Consider the following 13,282-nt stretch of genomic DNA (forward strand, 5'->3'; position numbering starts at 1 on the left):
ACGCTCCCTTTTCTTCATCTACGCATTTTCAACTATTCAATTTCAGCTTTTAAGCAAGCCGGTCTTCAGTCGCCACCCAGGTGGATGAACTTGAACAGGAAGACCGCAGCAATAATCCAGACCATCGCAGGCACTTGCTTCGCCCGGCCGGTGAACAATTTCAACGCTGCGTATGAAATGAAGCCGAAGGCAATCCCGTTGGCAATCGAATAGGTGAACGGGATCATCAGCACGGTGATTACGGCCGGCACGCTTTCGGTGCTGTCTTCCCAGTTCAGGTGCACCAGCTCGCGCAGCATCAGGCCGGCGACATAGAACAATGCCGGCGCGGTGGCGTAAGCCGGCACGGCGCCGGCCAGCGGCGAGATGAACAGGCAAGCCAGGAACAGGATGCCGACCGCCAGCGAGGTCAGGCCGGTGCGGCCGCCAGCCTGTACGCCGGCGGCGCTTTCTACATAAGCCGTGGTGCTGGATGTGCCCAGCAGGGTGCCGGCGACAATCGCCGTGCTGTCCGCCAGCAAAGCCTTGTTAAGACGCGCCATCTTGCCGTTGACCAGCAAGCCGGCACGGTTCGCCACGCCCATCATGGTGCCGGTCGCATCGAACATCTCGACCAGGAAAAACACCAGCACGATGTTCAGTATCCCCATGGACAAGGCGCCCATGATGTCGAGCTTGAACAGGGTCGGCGCTATCGATGGCGGCATCGCCACCACGCCGGTGAAGGTATTGCCGCCGACCAGAAAGCTGAGTACGGTAACGGTAAGGATGCCGATCAGGATCGCGCCCTTGACCTTGAGGTGATCCAGCACCACGATCAGCAGGAAACCGACAATCGACAGTATCACCGGGATTTGGTGGAGATCGCCGATTTGCACGAAAGTGGCCGGATTGGCGACCACCAGGCCCGAGCTCTTGAGCGCGATGAAACCGAGGAACAGGCCGATGCCGGAAGTAATCGCCATCCGTATCGTGGGCGGAATGCCGTTGACGATCATGCCGCGGATGCCGACCAGGCTGACGATGATGAACAGGCAGCCGGAAATGAAGACGGCGCCCAGCGCCACTTCCCAGGAAACCCCCATGCCCTTCACCACCGCGTAGGCAAAGTAGGCGTTGAGGCCCATGCCGGGCGCCAGGGCGATCGGATAATTGGCGTACATGGCCATGATCAGGGTACCGATGGCCGCTGCCAGGCAGGTAGCGACGAACACGGCGCCCTTCGGCATGCCGGCATCGCCCAGGATGGCCGGGTTGACGAAGATGATGTAAGCCATCGTCAGGAAAGTGGTGAGTCCGGCGATCAGTTCGGTGCGGACGTCACTGCCGTTTTCTTTAAGCTTGAAAAAATTCTCGAGCAGCTGCATTGTGTGTATCTCCTTGATTATTGTTGTTTTTGGTTTTCTGGCTGCCGCGTTGCGCCGCCTGATGCGCAGTTCCGGCAAAGTAATGTGCTACGGGATGGGGTCACAATTATGCTCCATGGGAAATATCAATTATTCAGGCGTGATGATAACCGCTCCCGCCGCCGCATTGATAGCCCTGCAATTGCCGTCGCTAAAGATTTCACGCGCCTGAAATACATCTGGAATACTTCGAAATTATCAAATGCATCATTGATCAATCATGTCGCTCCGGCAATACTTATATTTGTCGAATGGAATTACTTATGCGTTCTCTATTCCATTTTCAAGATACCTGACATTAACCGTATCGCTATATGGAGCCGCGGCGCAAATGCTAATCTGGGGTCATAATTAATAGACCGTTGCAAAGTCAGTCTGGCCATATGTAACGAGCGGTAGCGCCCACAGGCAATACCGGCGATACGGCCCCGAAGACACAGTTTTTGCAACAGTCCAACCCGATTGGAGATTGTCTTGTCTACGCCCGCACCGCATTCCACGGCCGAGAATGTCATCCGTTTCTACTACCGTGGCGAAATCCACACGGTAGATCAGGCAGCGCCTACCCGCACCGTCTTGCAGCACCTGCGGGAAGACCTGCACTGCACCGGCAGCAAGGAAGGCTGCGCCGAAGGCGATTGCGGCGCCTGCACTGTCGTCATCGGCGAACAGACTGCGGATGGCGTCACGCTCAAATCAGTCAACTCCTGCATCCAGTTTCTGCCGACACTGGATGGCAAAGCCTTGTATACAGTTGAAGACTTGAAACAAGACAACGGCGCCTTGCATCCGGTCCAGCAAGCCATGGTCGAATGCCATGGCTCGCAATGCGGTTTCTGCACGCCGGGTTTTGTGATGTCGCTGTGGGACCTGTATCTGAAAAACGATGGCGGCCAGGCTCCTGCCTGCAAGTCCGCCGGCACTGCAGCGAGCGCATGCCAGCCGTTGCAACGCAAAGATATCGACATCGCGCTATCCGGCAATCTGTGCCGCTGCACCGGCTACCGCCCGATCATCGACGCCGCACACCGGATGGGCGAATTGCCGGCAGTCGGCTTCGATCGTGAAGCCTTGCAACACGCGCTGCAACCCTTGCAGCGTGACGACATATTCGTCTACCAGCACGATGGTCAGACTTTCTACGCACCGCGCACGCTGGCGCAACTGGTGGAAGTACGCGCCGCCAAACCGGATGCACGCATCCTGGCCGGCTCGACCGATGTCGGCCTGTGGGTAACCAAGCAGATGCGCGATCTGGGCGACATCATCTATCTCGGCCAGGTGAGCGAACTGAACGCGATGGTCACACGCGGCGGACAACTTGAAATCGGCGCCGGCGTAACGCTGAATGACGCCTACGCCGAGATCTGCAAGCACTACCCTGAATTGTCGGAAATGTGGCAACGCTTTGCCTCGCTGCCGATCCGCAATGCCGGCACCCTGGGCGGCAATGTCGCCAACGGTTCGCCTATCGGCGACTCGCCGCCATGGCTGATTGCACTCGGCGCGCAAGTCGTGCTGCGCGGTCCGGCCGGGCAACGCGTGATGCCGCTGGAGGCGCTGTACCTGGACTATATGAAAAAAGACATGCAGGCCGATGAATTTGTCGAAAGCGTACGCATTCCATTGCCGCATGCAGGACAACGCTTCCGTACTTACAAACTGGCCAAGCGTTTCGACCAGGATATTTCAGCCGTCTGCGCGGCGTTTTCCGTGACCCTCGACGGCGACCAGATCCGCGATATCCGGATCGCCTTCGGCGGCATGGCGGCAACGCCAAAGCGCGCTGCGCTGACTGAAGCTGCATTGCGCGGCCAGGTCTGGAACGAAAGCGTGCTGGAAACCGCGGTAGCGCTGTTGAGCGACGATTACCAACCGCTCTCCGACATGCGCGCTTCCGCCGAATACCGGATGAAGACGTCGCAGAACCTGCTGCGCCGGTTCTGGCTGGAAACCCGTATCGATGCGCCATTGCGCGGCGATCAGGTAAACCCTTTTGTGTGTGCTTGAGTTCACAGCCGGCGAAGACAAAGAGTAGAGATCATGAACAAGCAAACTGAAGTTTTTATGAAAACCGCGCCACAAGACAGCAGCACTGCCTGGGCGGAAGTCGGTCAATCGCATCCGCATGAATCGGCGATATTGCATGTGCTGGGCGAAGCCACCTACACTGACGACATCCCGGAAGCCCAAGGCACATTGCACGCCGCGCTTGGCATGTCGCAAAAAGCCCATGCGCGGATTCGCTCGATCAACCTCGATGCCGTGCGCAGCGCACCTGGTGTGGTGGCGGTATTTACTGAAGCCGACATCCCCGGCACCAACGATTGCGGCCCCATCCTTCACGACGATCCGATTCTGGTCAAGGGCCTGGTCGAATACGTGGGACAGCCGATCTTCGCAGTAGTCGCTGACAGCCATGACAATGCGCGTCGCGCGGTGCGCAAGGTCGTCATCGATTATGAAGAGTTGCCAGCCATCCTGACGCCGCAAGCGGCACATGCCGCAAAGTCCTATGTATTGCCGCCGATGCACCTGGCACGCGGCAATCCGCAGCAAGCGTTCGACACTGCGCCGCATCGCGTCAGCGGCCAGTTGTATGTCGGCGGCCAGGAACAGTTTTACCTGGAAGGCCAGATTTCCTACGCCATCCCGAAAGAACAGAACGGCATGCTGGTGCTGTGCTCAACCCAGCATCCGACCGAAATGCAGCACGTGGTAGCGCATGCGCTGGGCGTGCATTCGCATAACATCGTGGTGGAATGCCGGCGCATGGGCGGCGGCTTCGGCGGCAAGGAGTCGCAATCGGCCTTGTGGGCGGCGGCGGCGGCGATTGCCGCGGCCAAACTGAAACGCCCGGTCAAGCTGCGCGCCGACCGCGACGACGACATGATGGTCACCGGCAAGCGTCATTGCTTCTATTACGATTACGAAGTCGGGTACGACGATGCCGGCCGGATTGTCGCCGCAAAAGTCGACATGGTGAGCCGCGCCGGTTTCTCGGCCGACTTGTCGGCGCCGGTGGCAACCCGTGCAGTCTGCCATTTCGACAATACCTACTACCTGTCCGATGTCGACATCAAGGCGAGTTGCGGCAAGACCAATACCCAATCTAACACCGCCTTCCGCGGTTTCGGCGGACCGCAGGGGGCGATTGCAATCGAATACATCGTCGACGAAATCGCCCGCAACCTGGGCCGCGATGCGCTCGATATCCGCAAGCTGAATTTCTACGGCCGCAACGATGAGGAAGGCCGCAACGTCACGCAATACGGCCAGAAGATCGTCGATAACGTGATTCATGAGCTGGTGGCTGAACTGGAGGACAGCAGCGAGTATCGCCAGCGCCGCGCCGCCATCGAAGCCTTCAATGCCACCAGCCCGGTATTGAAAAAGGGCCTGGCGCTGACGCCGGTCAAGTTCGGCATCGCCTTCAACGTCACCCACTTCAACCAGGCCGGCGCGCTGGTCCACGTGTACACCGACGGCTCGGTACTGGTCAATCACGGCGGCACCGAAATGGGCCAGGGCATCAACACCAAGGTGGCGCAGGTAGTGGCGCATGAACTCGGGATTCCGCTGGAGCTGGTACGCGTCAGCGCGACCGACACCAGCAAGGTCGCCAATACTTCGGCTACCGCGGCCTCCACCGGCGCCGATCTGAACGGCAAGGCCGCGCAGGACGCCGCGCATACCATTCGCCAGCGCCTGGCGGAATTCTTCGCCAAATTGCAAGGCGGCGACGCCAAGGCGGTGACTTTCGCCGCCGGCGCCATCCATCTCGGCGAGCACAGCATGGCGTTTGGCGAGCTGGCGCAAAAGGCGTATCTGTCGCGGGTCCAATTATGGTCTGACGGTTTCTACGCCACCCCCGGCCTGCACTGGGATCCCAAAACCATGACCGGCCGGCCGTTCTCCTACTTTGCCTACGGCGCTTCGGTATCGGAAGTGGTGGTCGACACTTTCACCGGCGAATGGAAATTGCTGCGCGCCGACGCCCTGTACGATGCCGGCCAGTCGCTCAATCCGGCGATAGATATCGGTCAGGTTGAGGGTGCGTTCATTCAAGGCATGGGCTGGCTCACCACCGAAGAACTGTGGTGGAACAAGGATGGCCGGCTGATGACCCACGCGCCCTCGACTTACAAGATCCCCGCCATTTCAGATTGCCCTCAGGATTTCCGCGTCAAGCTGTTCAAGAACCGCAACGTCGAAGACAGCATCCATCGCTCCAAAGCTGTCGGCGAGCCGCCTTTGCTGCTGCCGTTCTCGGTATTTTTCGCGATCCGCGATGCGATCGCCAGTGTCGGCGGCAAGCGCTTCAATCCGCCGCTGAATGCACCGGCGACCAGCGAAGCGATTCTCAAGTCGGTCGATGCCGTGCGCGCCATGGCGCGTGCGGCCTGATCCAGCGCATTTACCCATCATCGGGAGACTCACCATGAGCAACTGGCTGGATGCGCTCACCACGCTGATCACGCAACCCTCGCAAACCACCACGGCGATCCTGGTCACCGTGGCGCAGGTCGAAGGTTCCGGTCCGCGCGAGCCTGGCGCCAAAATGGTGGTGACAGCGGTCGGCCAGTTCGACACCATCGGCGGCGGCCATCTCGAATTGCAGGCGATCAGGATCGCCCGCGAAATGCTGGAAGAAGGCCTGTCGCTGAGCCGTGAGCGTCGCTTGCAACGGTTTTCTCTCGGACCGTCGCTGGGCCAATGCTGCGGCGGCGTGGTGCACCTGGCGTTTGAACGCGTAACGCCCGCCGCCGCCGATTATTTCAGTTTCCTGCAACGCCGCTTGCGCGAAGCCGAAGACAGCTGGCGCCTGGTCGCCCTGGATGATGCCGCACCGCCCGCACTATGCGATGGCGAGGGCGAACGCCTGCACGGGCCGGGACGGCTGCCGACCCTGCCGTCTTTGGCGACGCCGTCAGTCAACGACCTCGGCGCCTGCCTGGTCTTGCGCGACGATAACGGTAAGCGCTGGCTGCTCGATGCCTGCCTGGCGACGCGGCCGCAATTGTTCCTGTTTGGCGCCGGCCACGTCGGCGCTGCAATCGTCAAGGCTCTCGGCGATTTGCCATGCCGGGTGGTCTGGATCGATGAGCGGGAAGAAATGTTTCCCGACGAATTACCCGCCAATGTCTGCGTGGAAGCAACCGATACGCCGGAAGCCCTGGTGGACAGTGCCCCGGCCGGCTCCAGCTTCCTGGTCATGACGCACAATCACGCGCTCGACCAGCGTCTGTCGGCGCAGATTCTGCAGCGCGATGGCGTGGCCTGGTTCGGCCTGATCGGTTCGAAGAGCAAGCGTATGCAGTTCGAGCATCGCTTGCACGAACGCGGTATTCCTCTTGAACGCCTGGCCGACATGGTCTGCCCTATCGGCATTCCCGGCATTGTCGGCAAGGAACCGGCCGTCATCGCTGCCTCGGTCACCGCACAGTTGCTGCAGGTCTGGGAACAGATCGCCCAACAAGAATTGACAGCAGCGCCGCAATTGGGGCCGCAGCTCGTCAACGAAATATAAGTCCGACTTTAGTCGGGTTTAGTTACTCATAGCGCTTTCGTAAGCGTTTTCATTCAAGGATAGTTTCATGGCAGCCATCAGTTTCAGCAATATCGATCAGTCCACATTGCAGGCATACCGCGCTAGCGTTCTCCATTTCACCGCCGATCCGGCCCATCAGGCAGACGCTCATGCGTGGCACGAAGATGGCCTGCTGCTGATCGCCGACGGCAAGGTGGTGGCAGCCGGCGACTATCAGCAATTGTCGGCGCAGTTGCGGGCTGAGCTGAAAACCGAACTGAACATCCAGGATTACCGCGGCAAGATCATCATGCCGGGTTTTATCGACACCCACCTGCATTACCCGCAAACCGACATGATCGCCTCGCCGGCGCCGGGTTTGCTGCCTTGGCTGGAAAAATATACCTTCCCGACCGAGCGCAAGTTTGACGATCCGGCCCACGCCAGCGATGTCGCCACATTCTTCATCGATGAGCTGCTGCGCTGCGGCACCACCACGGCGATGGTGTATTGCACAGTCAATCCGACTTCGGTCGATGCCTTCTTCCATGCCAGCGAAGCGCGCAATCTGCGGATGGTGACCGGCAAGGTGCTGATGGATAGGAACTGCCCTGATTTCTTGCAAGACAGCGCTGAAGGCGGCATCCGCGACACTGAAGAACTGCTGAAGAAATGGCACAAGCGCGGTCGTCAGCTGTATGCGATCACGCCGCGTTTCGCGCCTACCTCCAGCAACGCCCAGCTGCAACTGGCGGGCGAGCTGGCGCAGGCTTATCCGGATGTGTATTTGCAAACCCACGCGGCGGAAAATATCGATGAGATTGCCTGGGTCAAATCGCTGTTCCCGGATTCGCGCAGCTACATGGATGTGTACGACAAATACGGCATGTTGCGGCCGCGCTCCATGTACGGCCATTGCGTCTGGCTCGACAACCATGACCGGCAACGCATGGCGGAGACGCAATCGGCCATCGCGATTTGCCCGACTTCGAATCTGTTTCTCGGCAGCGGCTTGTTCGACTTCAAAGGCGCCGATGCGGCAGGAATGCCGCTGTCGCTAGCTACCGATGTCGGCGGCGGCACCAGTTTCTCCATGCTGCAAACCATGAACGAAGCCTACAAGGTGGCGCGTATGGCAACCACCTATCTGCCGGCGCTGCGCATGTTTTACCTGGCCACGCTGGGCGGTGCGCGCAGCATGCAACTGGAAGGAACGATCGGCAATTTCGTCGCCGGCGCCGAAGCCGACTTCATCGTGCTCGATCCGCAGGCCACGCCGCTGCTGGCGCGCCGCAGCGAACGTACGGAAAACCTGGAAGAACTGTTGTTTGCCTTGGCGTTGCTGGGGGATGACCGGACTATCGCGGCTACCTATGCGGCCGGAAAACTGGTGCATAGCCGGGCGGCGGCTACGGCGTAAGACGTAAGGCGGGCACCTGCGTCCACCCTACGGCCTACGGTCGCAACGCATACTTGTTTTCGCTGACGCATTCATAGCGTTGCAAAACGTTGCCGCTGTCGTCGACGCTCTCCAGATACACGTCGAACTGCCACAGGCGCGCCATATGCCGCAGCACTTCATCGGTGCCATCCGCCAGCGGCCGGCCGTCACTGCGGAAATGGCGCAATGTCAGGCTGCGGTCGCCGCGCGTGTTGACTGACCATACCTGGATGTTCGGCTCGCGGTGATTGATATCGTACTGACGCGACAGGGCTTGCCGTACGTACTGATAGCCGGCCTCGTTATGGATGGCGGAGACTTCCAGTTCGCTGCGATTTTCATCGTCCAGCACGGCAAACAGACGCATGTCGCGTATCAGTTTCGGCGACAGGTACTGGGCGACAAAACTTTCATCCTTGAAATTACGCATGGCGTAGTGCAAGGTATCCAGCCAAGGCGTTCCGGCCAATTCGGGAAACCATTGCCGGTCCTCATCGGTAGGCTTTTCACAGATGCGGCGGATATCGCTCATCATCCCGAAGCCAAGGGCATAGGGATTGATGCCGCTGTAATACGATTTGCTGACCGGCGGCTGATACACCACATTGCTATGCGAGTGCAAAAACTCCATCATGAAGCCGTCAGTCAATTTACCCTCGTCGTACAGCGTGTTGAGAATCGTGTAATGCCAGAACGTGGCCCAGCCTTCATTCATCACCTGAGTCTGGCGCTGCGGGTAAAAATACTGTGCAATCTTGCGTACGATACGAATCACTTCACGCTCCCATGACTCCAGCAGCGGTGAATTTTTCTCGGCAAAGTACAAAAGGTTTTCTTGTGTCTCAGGCGGGAAACGCCCTTCGACCTGCTCGGCTATTCCCGCCTTTTTCTCAGGCAAGGTACGCCACAATTCATTGACTTGCGACTGCATATAATTTGCGCGTTCGCGCCGCTGCGCCCGCTCTTTTTCCAGCGACAGCTTCTGTGGCCGCTTATAGCGGTCGACACCGTAATGCATCAAGGCATGGCAGGAATCGAGCAGTTCCTCAACCTTGGAGTAACCGTATCGTTCTTCGCATTCGGCGATGTAGCTCTTGGCGTAGACCAGGTAATCGACGATCGCGTGGGCATCGGTCCATAGCTGGAACAGGTAGTTGCCTTTGAAAAAAGAATTGTGCCCGTACGCCGCATGCGCCACCACCAGCGCCTGCATCGTCATGGTGTTTTCTTCCATCAGATAGGCGATGCAGGGATTCGAATTGATGACGATTTCGTAGGCCAGCCCCATCTGCCCGCGCTTGTAGTCGCGCTCGGTCATCAGGAAATGCTTGCCGAACGACCAGTGCCGGTAATTCACCGGCATGCCGGACGAGGCGTAAGCATCCATCATCTGTTCAGCGGTGATGATTTCCAGCTGGATCGGATAGATATCCAGCTTGTAATTGGCGGCAACGCGGGCAATCTCGTCGTTGTACAGCTCGATCAGGTCGAAAGTCCAGTCGGATGGGCAGGGCAGCACTTGATTTTGCAAGCGGTCATTCATGAGTGCACCTGCTTTTCAAACAGTTCACGGAACACCGGATAGATCTCGCTGGCAGATTGCACTTTTTTCATGGCGAACTGTGGATTGACGGCGGCGATCTGCTGATATTCAGTCCACAGATTCTGCTCTTCGACCGTTACCTGGATGTAGGCAAAATAACGCGAGCGCGGCAGTATCTCCAGTTCCAGCAGCTCCCGGCATTTCGGCGAATCGTCATTCCAGTTGTCGCCATCGGAGGCTTGGGCGCCATAGATATTCCAGTCCCCCGGCGGGTAACGCTCGTCAATAATCTTCTTCATCAGTTCCAGCGCACTCGACACCACCGTGCCGCCGCTTTCCTGGGAATGAAAGAAGGTATCTTCATCGACCTCGTCGGCGCGCGTGTGATGACGGATGAAGACCACTTCGATATGTTCGTAGTTACGGGTCAGGAACAGATACAGCAGAATGAAGAAACGCTTCGACAAGTCTTTGCGTTGCTCATCCATCGAACCTGACACATCCATCACGCAGAACATCACCGCCCGGCTGGACGGTTGCGGCACCTTGACCCGATTCACGTAGCGCAGATCGAAAGGGTCGATGAACGGGATCCGCCAGATGCGGCCTTTCAGGTGATGGATATCGTCTTCCAGGCGCTTGATTTCATCGCGCCTGTCTTCGGGATCCGCCTTGAGCGCCTCCATCAGCAGTTCCAGCTCGCGCAGCTTGACCACCAGCGGCGAACCGAGCGCAATCCGGCGTCCGAGCGAGCTGCGCAAGGAACGGACAATATCGATATTGTTGGGCGTGCCGGCGGTGGAATAGCCGGCGCGCATGTTTTTCCAGCTCGGCACCGCCAGCAGATTAGTCTTGATCAGGCGCGGCAATTCCAGGTCTTCGAAGAAATACTGCATGAATTCTTCGCGCGACAACTGGAACACGAATTCATCTTCGCCTTCCCCTTGATTGCTGGCCGAGCTGCCGCCACCGCCACCGCCGCCGTCCGGGCGCGCAATGCGATCGCCTTGCAGATAATCCTGGTTGCCGGGATGGACCATCTCGCGCTTGCCGCCCGGACCGTGGCCGAATATCGGCTCGTTGATCCCCTTGCGCGGAATGCTGATGCTTTTGGCGTTCTCGATTTCCTTGATGCCGCGATCGCGTACGGCCTCCGTCACGGAGCGATGAATAGCCGCCCGGAAGCGTCGCAAAAAGCGCTCCCGGTTGGCAATGCTCTTGTTCTTGCCAGACAGTCTACGGTCGATTATCTGATGCAACACGTCGGCTCTCCTAGTCGAATGCATCCGGTGAGTCGCTGGTACTTATCCAATGCGTACCCAATGCGCACCTTACGACGATTTGCGCACGCGCAGATACCATTCGCACAGCAAGCGAACCTGTTTCGGCGTGTAGCCTTTGCTGACCATGCGATTGACGAAATCTTCATGCTTGCGCAACTCTTCGTTCGAACCTTTGGCGTTGAATGAAATAACCGGTAACAAATCTTCGGTATTCGAGAACATTTTTTTCTCGATCACCACACGCAATTTTTCGTAACTGGTCCAGAGCGGATTCTTGCCGGCGTTCGAGACCCGTGCGCGCAACACGAAATTGACGATTTCGTTACGAAAATCCTTGGGATTGCTGATGCCGGCCGGTTTTTCTATCTTTTCCAGTTCGGCGTTCAAAGCGGCGCGGTCGAAGCTTTCTCCCGTGTCATGATCGCGGAACTCCTGATCCTGAATCCAGAAGTCGGCATAGGTGACGTAGCGGTCGAAGACATTTTGACCATACTCCGAATACGATTCCAGATAGGCGGTCTGAATTTCCTTGCCGATGAATTCGGCATAGCGCGTCGCCAGCGTATCCTTGACGTAGGACAGGTATTTCTGTTCCAGCTCCTGCGGGAACTGCTCGCGTTCGATCTGCTGTTCCAGCACATACATCAGGTGCACCGGATTGGCCGCCACTTCGGTCGAATCGAAGTTGAACACGCGTGACAATATCTTGAAGGCAAACCGGGTCGAGACCCCGGTCATACCTTCATCGACGCCGGCATAATCGCGATACTCCTGGAACGATTTGGCTTTCGGATCGCTGTCTTTCAGGTTCTCGCCGTCATACACCTGCATTTTCGAGAAAATGCTGGAATTTTCCGGCTCGCCCAGACGCGTCAAGATCGAGAATTGCGCCATCATTTTCAAGGTTCCCGGCGCACAAACCGCCTTGCCCAAGGAAGACGTGCGTATCAGCTTTTCGTAAATCTTGATTTCTTCCGACACCCGCAGGCAATACGGCACCTTGACGATGTAAATACGATCCAGCAGCGCTTCATTATTCTTGTTGTTGCGGAACGCCTTCCATTCCGATTCATTCGAGTGCGCCAGGATAATGCCGTCAAACGGAATCGCGCCAAAACCTTCCGTTCCCTTGAAGTTGCCTTCCTGCGTTGCAGTCAGCAGCGGATGCAGCACCTTGATCGGCGCCTTGAACATTTCGACGAATTCCAGCAAACCCTGATTGGACAGGCACAAGCCGCCTGAATAGCTGTAGGCGTCGGCGTCGTCCTGCGAATATTGCTCCAGCTTGCGGATATCGACCTTGCCGACCAGGCTTGAAATATCCTGGTTGTTTTCGTCGCCCGGCTCGGTCTTGGAAATGGCGATTTGCCGCAAGATCGACGGATAGCGTTTTACCACGCGGAATTTGCGGATGTCGCCATTGAATTCATGCAGGCGCTTGACAGCCCACGGGCTCAGTATCGATTTCAGATAACGGCGCGGAATGCCGTATTGCTCTTCCAGGATGGCGCCATCTTCTTCGTAATCGAACAAGCCCAGCGGCGATTCGTTGACCGGCGATCCCTTAAGGGAATAGAACGGCACATGTTCCATCAATTGTTTGAGGCGCTCGGCGATCGACGACTTGCCACCGCCGACCGGACCAAGCAGATAGAGAATCTGTTTGCGCTCTTCCAGGCCTTGCGCCGCGTGCCGGAAATAGGCGACCACTTGTTCGATCACCTCTTCGGCGCCGTAGAATTCCTTGAACGCCGGATAGACCTTGAGCACCTTGTTGGCAAAGATGCGCGATAAGGAAGGGTCGTGGCGAGTATCTACTTGTTGCGGTTCGCCTATCGCCATCAGCATGCGTTCGCCGGCTGTTGCATAACAGCCGGGTTCAGTCTTACAAAGCGCAAGATATTCTTCTAAGGAAAACTCTTCTTCTCTGGTTTTGTCGAACCGACTCGCAAAGCTGCTGTAGATATCCATATCACCCCCGCATCAACGATGTTGCGAAAACAAATTGAAGATTATTTCTAGCGATTTCGACCTCTTCAGATACGCACAGTTCCTTGATCGGCCAGCTTCATTTTTCGA

9 protein-coding genes are annotated in these 13,282 nt (G+C 57.7%); 5 read left to right on the forward strand and 4 right to left on the reverse strand.

The genetic code is table 11. The features are described from left to right. Window positions 1–65: 65 nt before the first annotated feature. Window positions 66–1,367, reverse strand: a complete 1,302-nt coding sequence (locus BLV81_RS15905) for an NCS2 family permease (RefSeq protein ID WP_092357981.1) — start codon at window positions 1,365–1,367, stop codon at window positions 66–68. Between the two features lie 3 nt (window positions 1,368–1,370). Between BLV81_RS15905 and BLV81_RS23690 the strand changes: the two genes are divergently transcribed. The 5 genes from BLV81_RS23690 (at window position 1,371) to guaD (ending at window position 8,356) form a co-directional block, all read left to right on the forward strand. After that, entirely contained in the window at window positions 1,371–1,757 is a 387-nt protein-coding gene (locus tag BLV81_RS23690; protein ID WP_143036350.1) for a hypothetical protein, read from the forward strand. Window positions 1,758–1,880: 123 nt separating this feature from the next. After that, window positions 1,881–3,416 carry a xanthine dehydrogenase small subunit gene (gene xdhA / locus BLV81_RS15910; protein WP_255365261.1) on the forward strand — a complete coding sequence of 512 codons (1,536 nt, stop codon included), beginning with the start codon at window positions 1,881–1,883 and terminating at the stop codon, window positions 3,414–3,416. 33 nt (window positions 3,417–3,449) lie between these two features. Beyond that, entirely contained in the window at window positions 3,450–5,813 is a 2,364-nt protein-coding gene (xdhB, locus tag BLV81_RS15915) for a xanthine dehydrogenase molybdopterin binding subunit (protein ID WP_092357985.1), read from the forward strand. Between the two features lie 34 nt (window positions 5,814–5,847). Continuing rightward, the gene (gene xdhC, locus BLV81_RS15920; RefSeq protein WP_092357987.1) at window positions 5,848–6,936 is read left to right on the forward strand and encodes a xanthine dehydrogenase accessory protein XdhC; all 1,089 of its coding nucleotides are present in this window, start codon (window positions 5,848–5,850) and stop codon (window positions 6,934–6,936) included. Window positions 6,937–7,003: 67 nt separating this feature from the next. Next, a complete protein-coding gene (gene guaD / locus BLV81_RS15925; RefSeq protein ID WP_092357988.1) occupies window positions 7,004–8,356 on the forward strand; it encodes a guanine deaminase in 1,353 nt (450 codons plus the stop codon). A gap of 34 nt (window positions 8,357–8,390) precedes the next feature. Here guaD and BLV81_RS15930 read toward each other — a convergent pair whose 3' ends face one another. The 3 genes from BLV81_RS15930 to BLV81_RS15940 all read right to left on the reverse strand — a co-directional run bounded on the left by BLV81_RS15930 (window position 8,391) and on the right by BLV81_RS15940 (window position 13,174). Further along, window positions 8,391–9,920 (reverse strand): SpoVR family protein, encoded by a 1,530-nt coding sequence (locus BLV81_RS15930; protein ID WP_092357990.1) that lies wholly within the window; start codon window positions 9,918–9,920, stop codon window positions 8,391–8,393. Continuing rightward, window positions 9,917–11,182, reverse strand: coding sequence for a YeaH/YhbH family protein (locus tag BLV81_RS15935; protein WP_092357992.1), 1,266 nt, complete (start codon window positions 11,180–11,182; stop codon window positions 9,917–9,919). The genes BLV81_RS15930 and BLV81_RS15935 overlap by 4 nt, the downstream gene beginning before the upstream one ends. A 69-nt stretch (window positions 11,183–11,251) precedes the next feature. Then, window positions 11,252–13,174, reverse strand: coding sequence for a PrkA family serine protein kinase (locus BLV81_RS15940; RefSeq protein ID WP_092357994.1), 1,923 nt, complete (start codon window positions 13,172–13,174; stop codon window positions 11,252–11,254). Between the last annotated feature and the right edge of the window lie 108 nt (window positions 13,175–13,282).

Origin of the sequence: Collimonas sp. OK242, assembly GCF_900107095.1 — a bacterium.
Lineage (GTDB): Bacteria > Pseudomonadota > Gammaproteobacteria > Burkholderiales > Burkholderiaceae_D > Collimonas.

Coding starts and splice junctions, on each gene's coding strand:
- BLV81_RS15905 (WP_092357981.1), bottom strand. CDS start 1,367: ATGCAGCTGCTCGAGAATTTTTTCAAGCTTAAAGAAAACGGCAGTGAC.
- xdhB (WP_092357985.1), top strand. CDS start 3,450: ATGAACAAGCAAACTGAAGTTTTTATGAAAACCGCGCCACAAGACAGC.
- xdhC (WP_092357987.1), top strand. CDS start 5,848: ATGAGCAACTGGCTGGATGCGCTCACCACGCTGATCACGCAACCCTCG.
- guaD (WP_092357988.1), top strand. CDS start 7,004: ATGGCAGCCATCAGTTTCAGCAATATCGATCAGTCCACATTGCAGGCA.
- BLV81_RS15930 (WP_092357990.1), bottom strand. CDS start 9,920: ATGAATGACCGCTTGCAAAATCAAGTGCTGCCCTGCCCATCCGACTGG.
- BLV81_RS15940 (WP_092357994.1), bottom strand. CDS start 13,174: ATGGATATCTACAGCAGCTTTGCGAGTCGGTTCGACAAAACCAGAGAA.